Origin of the sequence: Sulfitobacter sp. UBA4523, assembly GCF_002388305.1 — a bacterium.
Classification (GTDB): domain Bacteria; phylum Pseudomonadota; class Alphaproteobacteria; order Rhodobacterales; family Rhodobacteraceae; genus Sulfitobacter; species Sulfitobacter pontiacus.
In genome coordinates this window covers 1-20,445 of record NZ_DGMH01000062.1, presented here as the reverse complement: position 1 = coordinate 20,445, position 20,445 = coordinate 1, and the positions used below count along the sequence as shown (strand labels likewise).

Genomic DNA, 20,445 nt, shown 5'->3' with positions numbered 1-20,445 from the left:
ATGCCACGGGGCTGACGCCCGTCATGCGCGCGGTCAAGGCGGCTGAACACCAACTGTGGGAAGCCCAGACCAGCAAGGCCTATACCGGTCTGGCGGGCGATCCTGCCTTTGGCGATGCGATGGTGCAGATGGTGCTTGGCGATGCGGTCCCCCGCGCACAGGTCGCCGCCGCCGCGACCCCGGGCGGGACCGGCGCAATCCGTCAGGCGTTCGAGCTGATCCAGATGGCCCGTCCTCAGGCGCGGGTGTTTGTGTCGAACCCGACATGGCCGAACCATCTGTCGATCCTGAAATATCTGGGAATGGAGATGGTCCCCTACCGCTATTTCGACGATGAAACGCGTGGTGTTGATTTCGATGGCATGATCGCCGACCTCAAGACCGCGCAAAAAGGCGATGTGGTCCTGCTGCACGGCTGCTGCCACAACCCGACAGGGGCCAACCTGAACGCCGCCGAATGGGACGCGGTGATCAAAGTGTTGCAAGACACCGGTGCCACCCCGATGATCGATATCGCCTACCAGGGCTTTGGCGACGGGCTTGACGCGGATGCGGCGGCCACGCGCAAGGTCGCGGCGGCGGTGCCTGAATGTCTGATCGCGGCAAGCTGCTCCAAGAACTTCGGGATTTACCGCGAACGCACCGGTATCCTGATGGCGCTGTCGGCAGACAGCTCGGCGCAAAAGCTGAACCAGGGCACGCTGGCCTTTCTCAACCGCCAGAACTTCAGCTTCCCGCCAGATCACGGGGCCCGCATCGTCACCACCATCCTGAACGACGACGCCTTGCGCAGCGACTGGATGGCCGAGCTCGAAGACATCCGCAACACCATGCTGGGCCTGCGCAGCCAGCTCGCGGGCGAACTTCAGCGCCTCTCCGGCTCTGACCGTTTTGGTTTCCTTGCCGAACACCGCGGCATGTTCTCGCGCCTCGGAACCTCGTCTGACATGGTCGACAAGCTGCGCGAAGACCACGGCATCTATATGGTGGGTGACAGCCGCATGAACATCGCGGGGCTGAACGCCGAAACCGTGCCGATCCTCGCCAAGGCGATCATCGAGGTCGGCATCTAACCCGCCGCTTCACCCTTTCAAAAATACTCAAACCGCCGCGCTGGCATCTGGCGCGGCGGTTTTTGTTTGGGCGCATTCTCAGTTCTGCCCAGCATAACACGCGCGCAGCAAAAAGCCCGGGCGTTCGCGCCCGGGCCTCTGCCTGCCTGCAGGAGTTTAGACCTTAGCTCTTGGAGAACTCAGGGTAGGCTTCCATGCCCAGTTCGGACACGTCCAGACCAGCGATCTCGGCTTCTTCGCTGACGCGGATGCCGGTGGTGGCTTTCAGGATCATCCACACAATCAGCGACACGATGAAGACAAAGGCACCGATAGAGGCAAAGCCGATGATCTGTATCACAAAGGATGTGCCGTCGGTGTAGACGGGAACAACCAGCGTGCCCCAGAAGCCTGCGATCAGGTGAACCGGGATCGCACCGACCACGTCATCGATCTTGAGCTTGTCGAGGAAGGGCACCGCGAAGACCACGATCGCACCGCCCACAGCACCGATCCAAAGCGCACCGAAGAGCGTCGGGTCAAGCGGGCCAGCTGTGATAGAGACCAGACCGGCCAGCGCGCCGTTCAGTACCATTGTCAGGTCGGGCTTTTTGTACAGCATCTGGGTCAGGACCAGCGCGGCGATGGCACCGGCAGCAGCAGCCATGTTGGTGTTGGCAAAGATCTGCGCAACAGCATCAGCGTCGATCATCGACCCCATGGCCAATTGCGAGCCGCCGTTGAAGCCGAACCAACCCAGCCACAGGATGAACGTGCCCAAAGTGGCGAGCGGCAGGTTCGAACCCTGCATCGGGATCACACGACCGTCTTTGTATTTGCCGATACGGGGGCCAAGCACCAGCGCACCTGCCAGAGCCGCAAAGCCGCCCGCGGCGTGGACCAGAGTGGAACCCGCAAAGTCGCTGAAGCCCGCGTCAGACAACCAGCCTGCGCCCCACTGCCAGCTTGCTTCGATCGGATAGATAAAGCCGGTCAGCACGATGGTGAAGATCAGGAAGGGCCACAGTTTGATACGCTCGGCCAATGTGCCCGAAACGATGGATGCGGTGGTTGCGCAGAACATCAGCTGGAAGAAGAAATCCGACGCGTTGGAATAGCCGCCCGCGTCAATCGCCGTCTTGATGTCCTTGGTTGCAAAAGTGCCGAACACGCCGGGGATGATCCACGCGTCGCCGGGGTACATGATGTTATAGCCAACCAGCCAGTAGAGAATGGCGGCCAATGCGAAAAGCGCGATGTTCTTGGTCAGCTGGGTGGTCACGTTCTTGGACCGCACCAGACCGGCTTCGAGCATGGCAAAACCCGCCGCCATCCAGAACACCAGAAAGCCGCCGATCAGGAACAGGATCGTGTTGAAAATGAAAGCAGTGTCAGCCGCGGTTGCATACTCGGCCTCCTGCGCGAAACCCAAGGACGGCAGCAGCGTCGCTGCGGCGGCAAGGGGAATAAGAAGTCGTGATGTCATGTCGTCAATTCCTCGGACGTGGGGGTCAGATGGCGTCTTCGCCGGTTTCGCCGGTGCGCACGCGCACGGCTTGTTCAACGTCGAGGACAAAGATTTTGCCGTCGCCGATCTTGCCGGTATGTGCGGTGCGGGTGATCGTCTCGACCATCTGGTCGGCCAGCGCATCTGCGACCACCAGTTCAAGCTTCACCTTGGGTACGAAGTTCACGACATATTCAGCGCCGCGGTAGATTTCGGTATGGCCGGATTGGGCACCGAAGCCCTTGATCTCGGTCACCATCAGGCCACGCACGCCCGCTTCGGTCAGTGCTTCGCGCACCTCCTCGAGCTTGAATGGCTTGATTGTTGCGATAATGAGTTTCACCTATAATCCCTCTTCCAGATGGCAGGTACTTCCTGCGTTATGCCTTGGATAAAAGAGCGGCCGGTGCCCCTTGAAGGAAGGGTGCATCGCGCTTAGTGCCTCTCTGGGTGGGCGAGTTTGCCTGATTATTGGGCGCTGTGGGGAATGTGCCTAATTATTGGGCGTTAATTAGACAGCACAGCGGGGCGTCTGCGCTAAACAAACCGCGCTGTGCAGGATAGAGTGCGAAAAAAAAGAATGGTTCAGCGAGCAGCATATGAGTGATTCATCCAAACGGAAGCGGCCCTTGGTTGCCGATAAACGCACCGCGGGCAAAGGCGGTAAACCGCCCCGCAAGCCGGTCGCGAAAAAGGCTCCGGCCAAGCGCAAGCCTGCACGTCGTGCGCCTGCGCGCCCCAAGGGGCCTATTGGCTGGCTGGCCGCGCTGGTGCGGTGGGTCTTCCGTTTGATCTGGACGATCGTCTGGCGGGTGACTGCCGTGGCGGTGCTGATGGTTGCGTTGGCCGTCGGCTATTTCTACACAACGCTGCCGCCGCTCGAGGCGCTGCTGGATGGGCGTGCGCGAGGGTCTGTCACACTCAAGGATCGCTATGGTGATGTCTTTGCATGGCGCGGGGATCAGTTCGGCGGCGTCGTCACCGCAGACAGCGTATCCCCCGCCCTGAAGAACGCGGTAATCGCGACAGAGGACAAACGCTTCTATCGTCACTTTGGTGTCAGCCCGCGCGGCATCGCGTCGGCGGTCAAGATCAACCTGAGCGAGGGTCGCGGACCCTTGTCCGGTCACGGTGGTTCGACGATCACGCAGCAGGTGGCCAAGCTGCTGTGTCTGGGTGAACCCTATGATGCGTCGTCGGGGCAGACGGAAAAGGAATACGAAGCCGAATGTCGCCGGTCCTCGCTGTCGCGCAAGGGCAAGGAAGCCCTGTTCTCCATGGCGATGGAAGCGAAGTATTCCAAGGATGATATCCTGTCGATCTACCTCAACCGCGCCTATATGGGCGGCGGTGCCTTTGGGGCCGAAGCCGCGGCGCAGCGTTTCTTTGGCAAACCGGCCGCCGCGTTGAAGCCTGCCGAGGGCGCGATGCTGGCGGGTCTGTTGACCGCACCGACCACCCTGTCACCGACCAATAATCTTGATCGGTCGCAAAGCCGTGCGGCAACCGTGATCCGCCTGATGGAGGATCAGGGCTATCTGTCAAAGGCCGAAGCGGATAACGCCATTGCCAACCCCGCAGAGCTGTCAGAAGCCGCAGAGGCCGAGGCGGGCGGCTATTTCGCGGATTGGGTGATGTCGTCGGGGCCGGAGTTCTTTACCCGCAACACGACCGAGGATGTGGTGATCAAGACCACCCTTGACCAAAAGATCCAGCGCGCCGCCGAGGAAGGTCTGAGCTGGGTGTTCGAAAACAAGGTCCGCGAAGGTTCCAAAGCGCAGGCGGCTGTGGTGATCATGTCTGCTGACGGGGCCGTGCGTGGCATGGTCGGTGGGCGCAAGACCAAGGTCGCGGGGGCCTTTAACCGCGCGACACAAGCGATGCGCCAGACCGGCTCTGCCTTCAAACCGTTTATCTATGCAGCGGCGCTGGATCTGGGGTATTCGCCCAACGATCTGATCGAAGACGCGCCCTATTGTCTGAACGTGCCCGGGTCGGGCCAATGGTGCCCGAAGAACTATACCAACAGCTTCAAGGGCAACGTGACGCTCACCACCGCGCTCAAGGATTCGCTGAACATTCCGGCGGTCAAAGTCTCGGAGAGTGTCGGGCGCGATGTGGTCAGCCAGGTGGCAGAGCAGTTCGGCATCAAAAGCGATCTGGCCGTCGGTCCGGCGCTGGCGCTTGGGGCGTCCGAAAGCACGTTGCTTGAAATGACAGGCGCCTATGCCGGCATCCTGAACGGCGGGTCATCCGTTAAACCCTATGGGCTGATTGATCTGACGTTGCAGGGCGACACTGATCCGGTGATGGGCACGGGCGGCGGTATCGGCGAGCGGGTCATTCAGGAAGATGCCGCGCTGCAATTGGTCTATATGATGGAAAAGGTCGTATCCGAAGGCACGGGGCAACGGGCGCAATTTGGTGGTCGTGAACTGGCCGGTAAAACGGGCACGACACAGGCCAACCGCGACGCGTGGTTCATCGGTTTTTCCGCCGACTACGTGGCCGGTGTCTGGATGGGCTATGACGACAACACGCCGTTGACCGGTGTATCGGGGGGCGGGTTGCCCACCGAGATCTGGAAGCAGGTCATGATGCGCGTTCACGAAGGGCTGCCGAATACGCCGCTGCCGATGATCGTGCCGGAACCGCCAGTGGTGCAAGCCCCGCCGCAGCCTCAGCAACCGGCGCAGCCGCAGCGGGTGCCCCGTCAGGACAACCCCTTGGGCGTCATCGACAGGGTGCTGCGCGATATCTTTGGCGGGTAAAGACCCTGCCTCTGCCGCAGCACAGCGCTATCGAAACGAAAGAAGGGAGGCCGGGATATTTCGGCCTCCCTTCCTTTTGTCGCATCCCCGAGAGCGGTACGAGGAGACCCGCCCCCGGGGGTTTGACGGTCTGGCTTAGAAGCCCAGAACCAGCGACACACCCAGGGTGTTGTCAGTGGATTTCAGGCCCGCAACCGGATCGGTGTTGTAGTCGGTACGGTAGCTTACGCGTGTCGACAGGTTGTCGGACATCTTGTAGTTGATGCCAGCGTCGTTGGACACGATGGTGTTCACGTCAGAGCCGACAATGTCGGTGTCCATGGTGAAGGATACGATGTCGTTGAACGCGTAGAAGTAGCGCGACGAGGCGATAAAGCCGACTTCGGTTTCGGAGGTGCCGGTTGCGTCTTTAAAGTAGCGTACACCGGGGCCCGCTTGAACGCGCCATGTGTTGTCTTCTTTATTGATCGCGCGGTAACCCGGACCAAAGCCCAAGAATGCGTCTGTTTCGGAACCGTCAACGGCTGCACCGGATGTATCGGTCAGGTAACCGTCATATTGGTAACGGGCCAGGCCGAACGCATAGAACTCGGGTGTGAAGTAGCGGCTACCTTCATAGGTACCAAAGAACTTCTCTTCGCTCTTTGTGCCGTTTGCTTCGCCGTATTCTACGGCAAAACCAACCAGGTGGTTCCAGTCGCCGACACCGTATGTCAGGCGGCCAGCGCCCGATACTTCGCCGTTGTCTGTGTTGCCGCTGGTGCCCGATGCGGACAGGGCGAAAGACCCGCGCCAGCCTTGGGCAACGCCATTGGCTCCATAACGTTCTGCGTCGGTGCCGCGGGCCAGGTCGGTGTTCACATCATCGGTGATGTCGTCGATCTGATCGTTCAGCGTTTCAATGCCAAGCGCACGTTGCTGCGCGAAAACTGGAGCAGCAGCCAAGAGTGCGATTACGGAAACCGCGGACACTTTAAGTACTGTATTCATTGGGGAATCCTTTCCCTTAGAAGTGACCCACCTCGTTGATTGAGGCGAGAGCATCTCTGCTGAGAATGGATTTAAGATAGGGGGTCAGATAAGTGAAATTCGAATAAATCGTGCATGAAGAAAGTATTGCTCGTGTTAACTGCCCTTGAAGCGGAATTAAGGCGTGCTTTGCCCGTTGTCCAAGCTCTCGATCAGGATATTCTGTTGATTTTCAGCCGCTTGGGCGAGGTCCATCAAACTACGCCGTGCGATCGACAGCATCTCTGGGTCCAGATCTTCGCGCCAGACCACCCATGCGGGGTACGCAAAGCGTGGGGAATTTGCCACAACATGCAGTTTTCCAACGTCGAGATACCGTTGCACTGCCCGTGCGGGCAGGTAGGCAGCGGCGCGACGGTTGACGATATAGTCGGCCGCAAGCCCGCCAAGGGCCAATGATCGCCCCGAATTGGTCAGATGGGGCAGGGCGCTGGCGTGCATATGCGTAAACTCCGGCCCCCAGTCGACCGCGACATACTCTTTGCCAAGGTCTTTGACGTCCGTTTCAAAGGACGCGACGAGAATCAGTTCTTCCTCCAGCACGGGTTCGACGCGCAAACCGGGGCGCAGCTGCGGGGTGTAAAGCAAAGCGGCCTGAATAACCCCTTCGACCAGAAACCGTGTCAGCCGGTCGGACATGCCCATTTCGGCGTGAATACTAAGTTCGGGCATCATCGCTTGCATTGCGTCGATCCAGCGAAAGCCAAGCTTGTGCCACAGCGCGTGCTGCGCGCCGAAAGAAAAGCTGCGGCTGTATCCTTCGGGGATGGCGATCTGCTGGCGCGCTTCTTCCCATATCTTAAGAAGGCTTAGCGCGTATGAGGTGAATTGTTCGCCTTCCGAGGTCAGCACCGCCCCCGCTTTCGATCGTTTGAACAGCGGGTGGCCCAGGCTGTCCTCAAGTCGTTGCACGCGCAGGCTGACAGCGGATTGGGTAACAAACAGCCGTTCGGAAGCAGCGACAAAAGAGCCGGTGTTGGCGACTTCGATAAAGGTTTTGATCAGGGTGATATCCATGCCCTGATAATGATCCTCCGCAGGCCCGTTGCCAAGCTGCCCTGACCTGAATCGCGCGCCCCTATCCGAAAGAGACCGGAAGGGAGGCGCGAGTAATTTAATGCTTAGTCAACCATGCGCGGGCCGGTGGTGGCGGCGATGCTGGTGGGGCGCGACAGATCGGCACGGCGCTTTTGCAGATAGTCCTGACGTGCCTGGGCATAGCTGTCGCCCGATGCGGAGATTGGCACTTGCTTGCCATTCACGATGCGGCGGTTTTTCTCGAATGCGCTATCGGCATAACCGGTGACGGTGCCGACATAGCTTTCGGGGCTATCAAGTGTATAGGACAGCGGGTTGGTGAACAGGTCCACGACGCGGCCGGCGGTGTCGCGACGGGTCGATGGGCCGATCAGCGGAAGTTCGATATACGGGCCTTCGCCCACACCCCAGACATACAGCGTTTCGCCAAAGTCGGTATCATGCTCGGGCACTTTGAATTCGCTCGCGACGTCGAACAGGCCGCCCATCCCAAGCGTGCTGTTTACCAAGAAGCGGTAGGTCGACAGGCCAAAGCCCGCGAGATCCGCCTGCAAGGCGCTGTTAACGGCAGCTTGCGGCATCGACAGGTTCTCGGAGACGTTATGGACGACCGTCTGGAATTCGATCGGCACCGCCCCCAGCACGCGGTTGGGTTTGCCCGATCCGCCGATCTTCTGATTGAAGGCGTGGACCTTGCGGTTACCGGCCTCGTGCGGGTCATTGACCCCTGCGGGCTGGGTCCGCGATGCACCGCTACAGGCGGCAAGACCTGCAACCAAAGTGACACCCACAAGGGCGCGCAGCGATGTGGAGAGGGTCGTGGCCTTGAACATGGTATAAATCCCGAAAACGCGTGAAAAACATGGTTCGTTATGCGCAGCGTCCCCGAAATACGCAACATGAGTTTCCTTGGGCATCTCGCGTTGGTGGTAGGTGTTGCAGTTCCTCCCTCTTGGGTCTTTTCGTTTCGCCGTCGCATCGCTATCGTCCCGCCAAAGCCATTCATTCCAAGGAAGTCCCCCCATGAGCATCACCAGCCGTCTGAACGATCTTGGCGTCACCCTGCCTGACGCACCTGCCCCTGCGGCGAACTATGTGCCCTTCGTGAAAACCGGCAACACGGTCTATGTTTCGGGCCAGATCTCGAACGGGCCGGACGGGTTCATCACCGGAAAACTGGGCGCGGATATGGATGTCGCCGCGGGTGCCGAAGCCGCCAAGACCTGCGCGATCAGCTTGCTGGCGCAGGTCAAAGCCGCATGTGACGGCGATATCGAACGGCTCAAGCGGGTGGTGAAGCTGACGGCCTTTGTGAACTCCACCGCCGACTTCACCGACCAGCCCAAAGTGGTTAACGGAGCCTCTGACTTCCTTGTCGAAGCTTTGGGGGATGCGGGGCGTCACGCGCGCTCGGCCGTATCTGCCGCGTCCTTGCCGCTGGGTGTCGCGGTCGAGATCGAAGGCATTTTCGAAATCGAATGACCCTACCACAGGCGTTTTATACGACCCCTATTGCGCATCGCGGTTTTCATCACCGCGATGCCGGTCGGCCCGAAAACAGCTTTGCCGCCTTTCAGGCCGCGATTGATCGGGGCTATGGCATCGAGCTTGATGTGCAACTGTCACGCGATGGTGTGGCGCTGGTGTTTCACGACTATGCGCTGGATCGCCTGACGGGGCAGACCGGTGCCATCCGGCAACGCGATGCGGATGACCTGTGCCAGATTACGCTCACCGGCGGCAGGGACACTATTCCCACCTTGCCGCAGGTGCTGGAACTGATCGCAGGACGCGTGCCGCTGCTGGTCGAGATCAAGGATCAAGACGGTGCAATGGGTACGGACATCGGGCCGCTGGAAGATGCGGTGGCAGAAGCCCTGCGCGACTATGCGGGCGATGTGGCTATCATGTCGTTCAACCCCAACAGCGTCGCGCGGATGGCAGAGCTGCTGCCGCATGTGCCGCGTGGATTGGTGACCAGCGCCTATCGCTATGTCGAATGGCCGCTGCCCAAAGCCACCTGCGACCGCCTGCGCGAGATCCCCGATTACGACCGCACCGGCGCGTGTTTCATCAGCCACGAGGTCGACGATCTGCCCCGCCCCCGCGTGGCAGAGCTGCGCGAGGCAGGCGCGATGATCTGCTGCTGGACCGTGCGCAGTCTTTCAGTTGAAAACGGCGCACGCGAATTTGCGCATAATATCACCTTCGAAGGCTATGACGCGCCGCTGCAAGGTTGAACCGTCCGGCTTCGGCCACAGATAAGGCCTATGACAACGGGACATCCAGTATGAACGCGCGCGACGTCGAAATCAGAATTGCCTCGCGCATCGCGCAAATCGGTCAGGCGGAATGGGATGCCTGTGCCTGCCCCGAAGCCGCCGGGGGGGCGCGCCCCGCGGACCCCTTTACCACCTTTCGTTTTCTCTCGGCGCTAGAGGAAAGCGGCAGCGTCGGCCCCGGTACGGGGTGGCAGCCGCAATACCTCAGCGCTGCCATTGATGGGCGGATTATCGCGGTCGCGCCGATGTACGCCAAGTCACACAGTCAGGGCGAATACATCTTTGACCACAACTGGGCCCATGCGTTTGAACGGGCGGGCGGGCGCTATTACCCCAAGCTGCAGATCGCCGTGCCCCATACCCCTGCCACGGGCCGCCGTTTCCTGACCCGTCCGGGGTTTGAAGAGACAGGCACCGCGGCCCTCATCCAGGGGGCGGTCCAGCTGACCGATTCAAACGGGCTGTCGTCCCTGCACATTACCTTTTGTACCCAGGACGAGGCTGCCGCGGCAGAGCAACTGGGCATGCTTTCCCGCAAAAGCCAGCAGTTCCACTGGCACAACGCGGGCTTTAAGGACTTCGACGGGTTTCTTGCCACGCTCAGCTCGCGCAAGCGCAAGAACATCCGCAAGGAACGCCAGCAGGCACAGGCCTTTGGCGGAGAGATAGAGGTGTTCACCGGTGACGATCTGCAGCGCGAACATTGGGATGCGTTCTGGCAATTCTATCAGGACACTGGCGCGCGCAAATGGGGCACGCCCTATCTGACACGCGCGTTTTTCGACATCGCCCAGGACCAGCTACGCGACGACATGGCACTGGTGCTGGCCAAGCGGGATGGTGCATGGGTGGCGGGCGCGCTGAACTTTATCGGTGCCGATGCGCTTTATGGGCGCTATTGGGGCTGCACCGAACATCATCCGTTCTTGCACTTTGAATTGTGCTATTATCAGGCCATCGATATCGCGATCAAACTGGGCCTCTCTACCGTCGAGGCAGGTGCGCAGGGGGAACACAAGCTCGCGCGCGGTTACCTGCCACAGGCGACGTGGTCGCTGCATTGGATGCGGGACGAGGGTTTTATGCGCGCTGTTGAAGACTATCTTGTACAGGAACGGGCAGCCGTTGACGAAGAGATAGACATTTTGACAGATTACGGCCCATTCAAAAGGGTCGAGGTTGAGGAACAGGAATGAGCGAAAGATTAAGCGAAGAGACCCGCAAAACCGTATTGGCCCCCTTGTTCAGCACAGGCTGGGCTATGGTGGAGGACCGGGATGCGATCGTCAAAACCTTCAAGTTCAATGATTTCGCGGATGCTTTCGGCTGGATGACCCGCGCGGCGATCTGGGCCGAGAAATGGAACCACCATCCAGAGTGGGAGAACGTCTATAACAAGGTGATCGTTACCCTGACGACCCATGACGTGGACGGCCTAAGCTCGCTTGATGCCAAGCTGGCGCGCAAGATGGATGGATTGATGGGCGAGGTCAAAGCGGGCTAAGGTCACCATTGACCGTCGCATTATCCAAAGAAAAACGCAGCCCCGGTGTCCCCGCGGCTGCGTTTTTCTTTTTAAGGGTCGTGCAGGATTACATGTTGTCCAGCAGCGCCTCGCCGCCCGACATGTCGCAGACGCCGGGTTGGACCTCGGCCTGGAACAGCGTGACCTTGCCGTCATCCACCAGCATCGCATAGCGTTTGGAGCGCGAAATCAGCCCCGCGGGCTCGGCCGAGAATTCCATGCCGATGGCTTTGGTAAAGGCGCTGTTGGCATCGGCGAGCATGGTGATGCCAGCCGCCGTCGCGCCTGTCGATTCACCCCAAGCGGCCATAACAAAGGGGTCATTGCAGGACACGCAGATGATCTCGTCCACGCCTTTGGCGTCGAACTGGTCCTTGGTGCGCACAAAGCTGGGCACATGGGCGGAATCGCAGGTGGGCGTATAGGCACCGGGCACGGCAAAGACGACGACCTTGCGGCCCTTTAGCTTGTCAGCCATCTGCACAGGCTGCGGGCCGTCCGGCCCCATTTGCACCAGCGTTGCATCGGGCAGCGTGTCGCCTTGGGAAATCGTCATATGCGTGACCTTTCGTGTCATTGCGTTTGTCTTCTCGGAAGATATAGGCTTTGCACGCAGGCAGGAACACGGTTTTTTCGAAAGGGGCAAGGATGGGTCATGTGGTGGTGATCGGGGCAGGGCAGGCGGGGTCATCCTGTGTGGCCAAGCTGCGCAACTCCGGCTTTGAGGGTAAGATCACGTTGATCGGGGCCGAAACCGTGCCCCCCTACCAGCGCCCGCCCTTGTCCAAGGCCTATCTGCTGGGCGACATGGCGCTTGAGCGGCTCTATCTGCGGCCCGAGAGTTTTTACGCCGACCACGGGATTGACCTGATGCTGGGCACCACGGTCGACAGCATCGATCCGGCGGCGCAGACCGTGCGGGTGAATGGCGGGGATATGGCCTATGACGATCTGGTGCTGACCACCGGATCTTTCCCGCGCCGTCTGCCCGCGCATATCGGTGGCGATCTGGCGGGCGTGCATGTGGTGCGCGACCTCAGCGATGTCGACACGATGGGGCCGCGCTTTACCGAAGGCGCGCGGGTGCTGATCGTCGGCGGTGGCTATATCGGGCTAGAGGCCGCCTCGGTCGCGGCCAAGCTGGGGTTGCAGGTGACACTGGTAGAGATGGGCGATCGCATCCTGCAACGGGTCGCGGCCCCGCAGACCTCTGACTTTTTCCGCGCGCTGCACGAGGCGCATGGCGTCACCATCCGCGAAGGCGTCGGGCTTGAGCGTTTGACAGGCGACACGCATGTCACCGGCGCTGAACTGTCGGACGGCACGACGCTGGACGTGGACTTCGTGATCGTCGGCGTTGGCATCGGGGCGGCGACGGCGCTGGCCGATGCGGCGGGGATCGTGAATGACAACGGCATTATGACCGACAGCCACGGGCGCACCTCTGCGCCGCATGTCTGGGCCGCAGGCGATTGCGCGTCCTTCCCTTATCGCGGCGGGCGCATCCGGTTGGAATCTGTGCCAAACGCCATTGATCAGGCCGAGCTGGTCGCGGAAAACATCATGGGTGCGGATAAGGAATATGTCGCCAAGCCGTGGTTCTGGTCGGACCAGTATGACGTGAAACTGCAGATCGCGGGGCTGAACATGGGCTATGATCGCGTGATCACCCGACGCACCGATGCCGATAGCGTGGCCTTTTGGTATTATCGCGGGGACGAACTGCTGGCGGTGGATGCAATGAACGATCCGCGCGGCTTCATGATCGGGCGCCGGTTGATCGAGGCGGGCAAATCCCCCGCGCCTGCGCTGATCGAAGACCCGAACACAGACCTGAAGGCGCTGCTGAAGTCATGAGGATCATCGCTGGCAAACACCGTGGCACCCAACTGGCCGACGTGGGCAAGGGCGATGCGGATGCGCATTTGCGTCCTACCTCTGACCGCGTGCGCGAGAGCCTGTTTTCGATGCTGACCCATCACAATGTGATCAACGGCGCGCGGGTGCTTGACCTGTTCGCGGGCACCGGTGCCCTTGGGCTAGAGGCGTTGTCGCGCGGTGCGCGCGAGGTGGTGTTCATCGAGAACGGGCGCGTCGGGCAAAAGCTGATCACCGAGAACATCAAGAAGCTGCGGGCCGAGGGCGCGACCACACTGATGCGCTCCGACGCGACGGCACTTGGTGACTGGATCGCGGCACCGTTCGATCTGGTTTTTCTTGACCCGCCTTATGGCAAGGGGATGGGCCAGACCGCCTTGGTCAAGGCGCGGGCGGGCGGCTGGCTGACACCCGATGCCATGATCGTCTGCGAGGAAAACGCCCCGCTTGATCCGCCCCAAGGGTTCACGCGCGAGGACAAGCGCAAGTATGGCGACACCTGGATCACCCTGCTGCGCCAAGAGTAGCCCATTGGGCATCAACAGTTGCCGCTTTGCATTCGCTGCGCTGCGGCCTATGTGCTAACAAAGACGTAAAGGAAAGTAGACCGCCATGAGCCTGAGCATGACCAGCACCTTCATCAAGCCGATGCACCCCGAGGGGCGCAAGTTCGTGGCGATCTTTGCCGCGATCACGCTGGTGCTTTTTATCATCGCTGAACCACTGGGATGGCTGGGGGTGGGCGCAACCGTCTGGTGCTACTACTTTTTCCGTGACCCTGAACGGGTGACACCCAAGGGCGATAACCTTGTCATCAGCCCTGCCGATGGCATCGTATCGCTGATCGAACCTGCCGTGCCCCCCGCAGAGTTGGGGATGCCCGACACGCCGCTGACACGGGTCAGCGTGTTCATGAACGTATTTAACTGCCACGTGAATCGCGCCCCCGTCGCGGGCGAGATCACCGAAATCGCTTACCGTCCCGGCAAGTTTTTCAACGCCTCGCTGGACAAGGCGAGCGAGGATAACGAACGCAACAGCCTGCGCATCAAGATGGCCGACGGCCGCGAGGTCGCCGCCGTCCAGATCGCCGGTCTGGTGGCGCGTCGTATCGTGTGTTTCACCAAGAAGGGCGCGCATACGCAGGCGGGTCAACGCTTTGGTCTGATCCGCTTTGGATCGCGCGTCGATGTCTACCTGCCCGAGGGGGTCACCCCGCGCGTCAGCATTGGCCAGACGATGGTCGCAGGCGAAACCGTGCTGGCAGAGCTTTCCTGAGATGACCAATCAGCCCCCCGTCGCGCCGGATAAGACGAAAACCGAATTCTCGTTGCTACAGCTGTTGCCCAACATGCTGACCATTGCCGCGATCTGTGCCGGTATTTCCGCGATCCGTTTCGCAGCCGAGGGGAATATCGCGCTGGCTGTGGCGCTGATCACGCTGGCGAGTATCCTTGACGGGATGGACGGGCGCACCGCGCGCTATCTGGGTTTCAACAGCAAGATCGGGGCCGAGCTCGACAGTCTTGCGGATTTTGTGAACTTTGGCGTTGCCCCGCCTTTGGTGGTGTATTTCTGGGGGCTGCAGGATTCCTATCGCGCGGGCTGGCTCGCGGTGCTGGTCTTTGCGATCTGTTGCGTCATGCGGCTGGCGCGGTTCAACGTCGATTCCCGGACCAAAGACCCGCTGGACGATGGCGGCTATTTCACCGGTGTGCCGTCGCCTGCAGGTGCGATGCTGGTGATGCTGCCGATCTATCTGCCCTATGCCTTCGGCCCCGGTGCCGCGCTGCCCGACGTGGTATCCAGCCTGTATATCGTGCTGGTCGGCTGGGTTATGGTCAGCCGCATCCCCACGTGGTCGTTCAAGTCGGTCAGCTTCTCGCGCGCCAACGTGACCTATTTCCTGATCTTCTTTACCGGCTTTATCGCCTGCCTGGTCAGCTTCCCCTGGGCCACATTGGTGATCTGCTGCTTTGCCTATGCAGGCAGCGTGCTGTGGGCCGTGATCGAGCTGAAGCTGGCCAAGCGCCGGGGCTGAGGATCAGCCCTGGCTATAGGTCGGGTGGAACATACCGGCGGGGGATTCGGTAAAGATCTCGTATCCGGTTTCGGTCACGCCGATAGAGTGTTCAAACTGCGCTGACAGGGATTTGTCGCGGGTGACCGCTGTCCAGTCATCGGCCAAGACCTTGGTCTCTGCGCGGCCCAGATTGACCATCGGTTCAATGGTAAAGAACATGCCGGGTTCCAGCACGGCACCGGTACCGGGGCGGCCATAGTGCAGCACGTTTGGCGGCGCGTGGAACACGCGACCCAGCCCGTGACCGCAGAAATCTGTCACAACGCTCATCCGGTGGGATTCCGCGAAGGTCTGGATCGCGTGGCCGATGTCGCCAAAGGTATTGCCGGGCTTCACGACCTCGATCCCGCGCATCAGCGCGTCATGGGTCACGTTGATCAACCGCTCTGCCTTGCGCGACAGCTTGCCCGCGACATACATGCGCGAGTTATCTCCGTACCAGCCATCGACAATCACGGTGACGTCGATGTTCAGGATGTCGCCATCCTTCAGCTTTTTGTCACCGGGGATGCCGTGGCAGACGACATGGTTCAACGAGATACAGCTGGCGTGTTGATAGCCCTTATACCCGATGGTGGCAGACTTCGCGCCGGCGTCTTCGATCATCTGCGTGATCACACCGTCAATGGCACCTGTGGTCTGTCCGACAAACACATGTTCGGCGATGTCATCAAGGATTTGCGCCGCCAGCTTGCCCGCCGCGTGCATCCCCGCGAAATCCGAGGGGTCGTAAATGCGAATGCCATCTTTGGTCTGGCGTCCTCGGTGTTCGTTCATCACCGCTGTCTCCGTCATATGAATTTGGTGCTGTCTAACCCGCTTGGCCCCCAAGAGCCAGTGCAGGCGGGTCGATTAGGGGGATTGCGCCCGCAACGCTGACCCCAAGGGGGCTGATATGGGTGCCGATGACATGGGTTTCCAGCCCTGCGGCACGGGCGTCGGCAAAAGCGGCGGCATAGGCGGGATCGATATCGGCCGCCACGCTAAAGGCGCTGCAATCGGTCCGCTGCACCAGATACAGCAGCACGGCGCGGTGCCCGTCCCGTGCCATCTGCGCCAGCTCTCCCAGATGCTTTGCGCCGCGTTTGGTCACGCTGTCGGGGAATTCGACCAGCCCCTCGCGGCGCGACAGGGTGGCGGATTTCACCTCGACATAGGCGTCGGGCAGGCCGGGCTCGGCCAGCAGAAAATCGATGCGCGAGTTTTCACCGTATTTCACCTCGGGTCGCACGGTCGTATAGCCCGCGAGCGGGGCGATCTGCCGATCCATTAACGCGGCCTTGATCGCACGGTTCGGCAGCGCGGTATCGACGCCGGTGAAATGCCCGTTCTCGTGGTCAACCAGCCGCCAGCCGTAGTTCAGCTTGCGCTTGGGGTCATCATTGGGCTCAAGCCAGATTTTCATGCCTGCTGTGGCCAGCCCCATCATAGACCCGGGGTTGGCGCAATGGGCCGTCACCTCGGTGCCGTCCTCAAGCTGGCAATCGGCCAGAAACCGTTTGTAGCGGCGGATCAGGCGGGCGGGGACAAGTTCGGTTTGAAAGCGCATGGGGGGTGACCTATACCTCAATCAACGGCCCCTCAAGGAGACAGCCATGCCCAACCCCACTGCCGCGATGATCGTCATCGGCGATGAGATCCTGTCGGGGCGCACCCGCGATTCAAACATGCACCATTTGGCGGGGCAGTTGACCAGCGTTGGGATCGACCTGAAAGAAGTCCGTGTGGTGGGGGATGAAAACGGCACGATCATTGCCGCCGTGCAGGAACTGTCGCGGGTCTATGACAGCGTGTTCACCAGCGGCGGCATCGGGCCAACCCATGATGACATCACCGCCGATTGCATCGCCGCGGCCTTTAACAAGCATATCGACGTGCGCGAGGATGCCCGCGCCATTCTGGCCGACCACTACGCCAAAAGCGCGACAGAGCTGAACACCGCCCGTCTGCGCATGGCGCGTATCCCCGATGATGCCACGCTGATCGACAATCCCGTGTCGGCGGCACCGGGGTTCAAGCTGGAAAACGTCTATGTCATGGCCGGTGTCCCCGCCGTGTTCGAGGCGATGGTCGCCAGCGTTCTGCCAACCCTGACCGGTGGGGCCCCCCTGATCAGCGCCACCCATCGCATCGAACGCGGAGAGGGCGACATCGCCGGACCGTTGGGAGAGTTGGCGCATAGCTATCCCAACCTCTCTATCGGGTCCTACCCCTTCCAGAAAGACGGCAAATACGGCGCGCATATCGTGATCCGTGGCAATGATCAGGCCGAGGTCGACGCGGCGATGGCAAAGCTCGCGCAGGTGTTCCCGTGACCGATCTGGCGCAGCTTTATCAGGTCATCGACCACACATGGCCCGCCGCGAAAATCTGGACCGAAACCGGCTGGACCCTGCGGGACGGGCAGGGCGGGGGCAAACGCGTCTCTGCCGCGACGATGGCCGAACCCAATGCGGATATCGGTCAGGCCGAGGCCGCGATGCACGCCATGAACCAGCGCCCGATCTTCATGATCCGCGACGGCGACGACACGCTGGATACAGAACTGGCCGCGCGCGGGTATGACATCGTCGATCCGGTGAATGTCTATATCGCGCCTGTCGGCAAGCTGACCGATGTGCCGATGCCGCGGGTGACCGCTTTCCAGATATGGGAGCCGCTGGCCATCATGACAGAGATTTGGGCCAAGGGCGGCGTGGGCCCTGAACGGATCAACGTGATGCACCGCGCCGCGACCAAAACCGCGATCCTGACCCGCTGGAACGAGATGCCCGGTGGCGTCGCCTTTGCCGCGCTGCATGATGGCGTGTGCATGGTCCATGCGGTCGAGGTACTGGAACACCAGCGCGGGCAGGGTGTGGCCAAATGGCTGATGCGCAGCGCCGGTTTCTGGGCGCAGGCGCAGGGGGCGACGCAGGTGGCGGTTCTTTGCACAAAGGCGAACGCAGCCGCGAACCGCCTGTATCAAGGACTGGGCTTTGATCTGGTAGGGCACTATCATTACCGTCAATCCCCTGACTAAAGGAGCCGCCCCATGGCGCATGATGCCCCCACTGCCCTGAACCTGCCGATGGTCGATCCGCTGCCCGAGGACACGCAGAAATACTTCGATGTCTGTCAGGAAAAGCTGGGGATGGTGCCGAATGTGCTGCAAGCCTATGCCTTTGACATCGACAAGCTGAACGCCTTTACCGCGATGTACAACGACCTGATGCTGGGCGCGTCGAACCTGTCAAAGCTGGAACGCGAAATGATCGCGGTCGTCGTGTCGTCCGTGAACAAATGCTACTATTGCCTGACGGCCCATGGCGCGGCGGTACGGCAACTGTCTGGCAATCCGATCCTTGGGGAACAGATGGTGATGAACTGGCGTGTCGCCGATCTGGATGCGCGGCAAACCGCGATGCTGGCATTTGCCGAACATCTGACCGTCGCAAGCGCTAAAACCACCGAGGCGGACCGTCAGGCGCTGCGCGATGTGGGCTTTTCCGACCGCGACATCTTTGACATCGCGTCGGTCACGGGGTTCTTCAATATGACCAACCGCGTCGCCAGCGCGACCGAAATGAAACCGAACGACGCTTACCACGCGCAATTCAGATGATCCTCTGGCGTGCCGGGCTGATCTGGCTTTTACTGGCGGGCACGGCCCATGCGCTGGATCTGTCGTTGCCCGCTGCGGCGCGGCAGACCGTGACGCGCGATACCGACCCTGATAGCTATCTTGCCCCGACCTCTGCCTTTGAGAACGGCGGCTTGGCCAGCGTCAAAATCGAAGGGTCCATCGCGCGCTCTGCCTGGCGGTTAGAGGCTCCGGGCCTCACACCCCTACAGATTATGCGGCCCCTGCGCACCCAGCTAGAGGACGCAGGCTACAGGATCGTGCTGGATTGCAGCGCCGAGGTTTGCGGCGGTTTCGATTTCCGCTTTGCGATCGAAACACTGCCCGCGCCGAACATGTATGTCGATCTGCGCCAGTACCAGTTTGTCACCGCCGTCAAAGGGTCGCTGCAATCACCTGACGCCGTTGCGACCCTTCTGGTCAGCACAACCGATACTTCTGCCTATCTGCAGATCGTTGAGGCGGATGCGCAAGGCCAGGCGTCCAGCCCGTCGGTGCCAGAGGGGGCGGAAGACACCCAGACCTTGGCCCCCGATACCCCCGCGCAAAGCCAATCAGAGATGGCTGCGGCGTTGCAGAATACCGGCCATGTGGTGCTGGCGGCGCTTGATTTCGGCACCGGCACCGCGGCCTTGGGGCAGGGGGAGTTTGATGCGCTGGCCAATCTGGCGGCGGTGCTGAAAGACCAGCCCGATTTGCGGATTGTTCTGGTGGGCCACACCGATAGCGTCGGCGGGCTGCAAAACAATATTGCCCTGTCGCGAAGCCGCGCGGCGGCGGTACGGCGGCGGCTGATCACGGCGTATGGCATCGCGGGCGACAGGATCGAGGCGCAGGGCATGGGCTATCTGTCGCCAATCGCGTCCAACCAGACCAAAGCGGGGCGCGACGCCAATCGACGGGTCGAGGCCGTGCTTTTACCCGCGCCCTGACGCCGAACAGAAAAATCCCCGCATCCCTGAAAAGGGAGCGGGGGCAGCCACATGGGGCTCAGTTCACCGAGGGCAGTTGGTGATCTCGTGTTACCAGTCCGTTGGACCTTTTTCGGCAAAGGTATGGGCTAGAAAATCAATGAAGGCGCGCACCTTGGGCTGGGTGAACCGGCCCGGAGGATAGACGGCGTAGATGCCTTGGGTCTCAAGCGGGAGATCGGGGATTGCGTCTTCGACCAGCCCTTTCTCCATCGCGTCGGCATACAGAAAGCTCGGCAGGTAGGCGATGCCAAGGCCAGAGATGGCGGCGTTCAGCAGCGATTGCCCGTCGTTCACCGACAGCCAACCAGCGGTGCGCACCTGACGCTTTTCGCCCGACGGCGAGGTCAGCTTCCACATATTGCCGCTGGACTGGTTGGAATAATGCAGCAGCTTGTGATCGTTCAGATCGTCGATCTTTTCGGGGCGGCCGTATTTCTCGAAATAGGCGGGGGAGGCGATCATGCGTTTGGTCGTCTCGGTCAGCTTGCGGGCCCGCAGGGTGCTGTCTTCCAGCTCTCCGATACGGACGGCCATATCGAAACCTTCGCTGATCAGTTCGACGTAGCGGTTGTTCAGCACCATGTTGACGGTGATGTCGGGGAAATCGGCCAGAAACTCGGACAGGGCGGGTGACAGATGGTTCACCCCAAAATCCGTCGCCACCGAGATCCGCAAAAGGCCCGA

Annotated in this window: 23 protein-coding genes; 14 read left to right on the top strand and 9 right to left on the bottom strand. The window is 60.9% G+C overall.

Features of this window, described 5'->3' with window-relative positions:
- A partial coding sequence (locus tag B3849_RS14605; RefSeq protein ID WP_286780382.1) for an aromatic amino acid transaminase occupies window positions 1-1,073 on the top strand: 1,073 nt, incomplete at its 5' end.
- 163 nt (window positions 1,074-1,236) lie between these two features.
- On the opposite strand, the gene B3849_RS14600 is transcribed toward B3849_RS14605, so the two are convergent.
- The gene (locus B3849_RS14600; RefSeq protein ID WP_278425394.1) at window positions 1,237-2,538 is read right to left on the bottom strand and encodes an ammonium transporter; all 1,302 of its coding nucleotides are present in this window, start codon (window positions 2,536-2,538) and stop codon (window positions 1,237-1,239) included.
- Window positions 2,539-2,563: 25 nt separating this feature from the next.
- Complete coding sequence (locus B3849_RS14595; RefSeq protein WP_005851080.1) at window positions 2,564-2,902, bottom strand: P-II family nitrogen regulator; 339 nt, start codon at window positions 2,900-2,902, stop codon at window positions 2,564-2,566.
- A gap of 256 nt (window positions 2,903-3,158) precedes the next feature.
- Here B3849_RS14595 and B3849_RS14590 point away from each other — a divergent pair, with 256 nt between their 5' ends.
- Complete coding sequence (locus B3849_RS14590; RefSeq protein WP_278374823.1) at window positions 3,159-5,330, top strand: transglycosylase domain-containing protein; 2,172 nt, start codon at window positions 3,159-3,161, stop codon at window positions 5,328-5,330.
- 135 nt (window positions 5,331-5,465) lie between these two features.
- On the opposite strand, the gene B3849_RS14585 is transcribed toward B3849_RS14590, so the two are convergent.
- The 3 genes from B3849_RS14585 to B3849_RS14575 form a co-directional block, all read right to left on the bottom strand.
- Window positions 5,466-6,320 carry a DUF481 domain-containing protein gene (locus B3849_RS14585; protein WP_278425392.1) on the bottom strand — a complete coding sequence of 285 codons (855 nt, stop codon included), beginning with the start codon at window positions 6,318-6,320 and terminating at the stop codon, window positions 5,466-5,468.
- Between the two features lie 156 nt (window positions 6,321-6,476).
- Window positions 6,477-7,376, bottom strand: a complete 900-nt coding sequence (locus B3849_RS14580; protein WP_278425391.1) for a LysR family transcriptional regulator — start codon at window positions 7,374-7,376, stop codon at window positions 6,477-6,479.
- Between the two features lie 104 nt (window positions 7,377-7,480).
- Complete coding sequence (locus tag B3849_RS14575) at window positions 7,481-8,230, bottom strand: MlaA family lipoprotein (protein WP_278425390.1); 750 nt, start codon at window positions 8,228-8,230, stop codon at window positions 7,481-7,483.
- Between the two features lie 190 nt (window positions 8,231-8,420).
- On the opposite strand from B3849_RS14575, the gene B3849_RS14570 reads away from it, so the two are divergent.
- From B3849_RS14570 to B3849_RS14555, 4 genes are read left to right on the top strand one after another with little or no spacing between them, the layout of a single operon-like run.
- Window positions 8,421-8,879: a RidA family protein gene (locus tag B3849_RS14570; RefSeq protein ID WP_009825875.1), complete on the top strand. Its 459-nt coding sequence runs from the start codon at window positions 8,421-8,423 to the stop codon at window positions 8,877-8,879.
- The gene (locus B3849_RS14565) at window positions 8,876-9,637 is read left to right on the top strand and encodes a glycerophosphodiester phosphodiesterase family protein (protein ID WP_278425389.1); all 762 of its coding nucleotides are present in this window, start codon (window positions 8,876-8,878) and stop codon (window positions 9,635-9,637) included. The genes B3849_RS14570 and B3849_RS14565 overlap by 4 nt, the downstream gene beginning before the upstream one ends.
- A 50-nt stretch (window positions 9,638-9,687) precedes the next feature.
- A complete protein-coding gene (locus B3849_RS14560; protein ID WP_286780381.1) occupies window positions 9,688-10,875 on the top strand; it encodes a GNAT family N-acetyltransferase in 1,188 nt (395 codons plus the stop codon).
- Window positions 10,872-11,183: a 4a-hydroxytetrahydrobiopterin dehydratase gene (locus B3849_RS14555; protein WP_005851091.1), complete on the top strand. Its 312-nt coding sequence runs from the start codon at window positions 10,872-10,874 to the stop codon at window positions 11,181-11,183. The genes B3849_RS14560 and B3849_RS14555 overlap by 4 nt, the downstream gene beginning before the upstream one ends.
- 88 nt (window positions 11,184-11,271) lie before the next feature.
- On the opposite strand, the gene B3849_RS14550 is transcribed toward B3849_RS14555, so the two are convergent.
- Entirely contained in the window at window positions 11,272-11,760 is a 489-nt protein-coding gene (locus B3849_RS14550; protein ID WP_005851093.1) for a peroxiredoxin, read from the bottom strand.
- A gap of 92 nt (window positions 11,761-11,852) precedes the next feature.
- Between B3849_RS14550 and B3849_RS14545 the strand changes: the two genes are divergently transcribed.
- From B3849_RS14545 to pssA, 4 genes are all read left to right on the top strand, one after another.
- Entirely contained in the window at window positions 11,853-13,061 is a 1,209-nt protein-coding gene (locus B3849_RS14545; RefSeq protein ID WP_278425387.1) for an NAD(P)/FAD-dependent oxidoreductase, read from the top strand.
- On the top strand, window positions 13,058-13,609 hold the full coding sequence (rsmD, locus tag B3849_RS14540) for a 16S rRNA (guanine(966)-N(2))-methyltransferase RsmD (protein WP_278425386.1): 552 nt from the start codon (window positions 13,058-13,060) through the stop codon (window positions 13,607-13,609). Before B3849_RS14545 ends, rsmD begins: the two co-directional genes overlap by 4 nt.
- Before the next feature lie 91 nt (window positions 13,610-13,700).
- Entirely contained in the window at window positions 13,701-14,360 is a 660-nt protein-coding gene (locus B3849_RS14535) for a phosphatidylserine decarboxylase (protein ID WP_174226618.1), read from the top strand.
- A gap of 1 nt (window position 14,361) precedes the next feature.
- On the top strand, window positions 14,362-15,123 hold the full coding sequence (gene pssA, locus B3849_RS14530) for a CDP-diacylglycerol--serine O-phosphatidyltransferase (protein WP_278425385.1): 762 nt from the start codon (window positions 14,362-14,364) through the stop codon (window positions 15,121-15,123).
- A gap of 3 nt (window positions 15,124-15,126) precedes the next feature.
- On the opposite strand, the gene map is transcribed toward pssA, so the two are convergent.
- Window positions 15,127-15,942, bottom strand: a complete 816-nt coding sequence (gene map, locus B3849_RS14525) for a type I methionyl aminopeptidase (protein ID WP_037944888.1) — start codon at window positions 15,940-15,942, stop codon at window positions 15,127-15,129.
- A gap of 34 nt (window positions 15,943-15,976) precedes the next feature.
- Entirely contained in the window at window positions 15,977-16,714 is a 738-nt protein-coding gene (gene sfsA / locus B3849_RS14520; protein ID WP_037943032.1) for a DNA/RNA nuclease SfsA, read from the bottom strand.
- Between the two features lie 46 nt (window positions 16,715-16,760).
- Here sfsA and B3849_RS14515 point away from each other — a divergent pair, with 46 nt between their 5' ends.
- Genes B3849_RS14515 through B3849_RS14500 form a run of 4 tightly spaced genes read left to right on the top strand, consistent with a single transcriptional unit; the run spans window position 16,761 to window position 19,719 of the window.
- A complete protein-coding gene (locus B3849_RS14515; protein WP_132997486.1) occupies window positions 16,761-17,480 on the top strand; it encodes a competence/damage-inducible protein A in 720 nt (239 codons plus the stop codon).
- Window positions 17,477-18,187 carry a GNAT family N-acetyltransferase gene (locus B3849_RS14510; RefSeq protein ID WP_237278212.1) on the top strand — a complete coding sequence of 237 codons (711 nt, stop codon included), beginning with the start codon at window positions 17,477-17,479 and terminating at the stop codon, window positions 18,185-18,187. The genes B3849_RS14515 and B3849_RS14510 overlap by 4 nt, the downstream gene beginning before the upstream one ends.
- Before the next feature lie 12 nt (window positions 18,188-18,199).
- Window positions 18,200-18,769 carry a peroxidase-related enzyme gene (locus B3849_RS14505; RefSeq protein WP_009825885.1) on the top strand — a complete coding sequence of 190 codons (570 nt, stop codon included), beginning with the start codon at window positions 18,200-18,202 and terminating at the stop codon, window positions 18,767-18,769.
- Window positions 18,766-19,719: an OmpA family protein gene (locus B3849_RS14500; protein WP_286780380.1), complete on the top strand. Its 954-nt coding sequence runs from the start codon at window positions 18,766-18,768 to the stop codon at window positions 19,717-19,719. The genes B3849_RS14505 and B3849_RS14500 overlap by 4 nt, the downstream gene beginning before the upstream one ends.
- A gap of 90 nt (window positions 19,720-19,809) precedes the next feature.
- Here the strand turns inward: B3849_RS14500 and B3849_RS14495 are convergent.
- Window positions 19,810-20,445, bottom strand: a 636-nt coding sequence (locus B3849_RS14495; protein ID WP_286780379.1) for a substrate binding domain-containing protein, incomplete at its 5' end; no start/stop codon positions are given.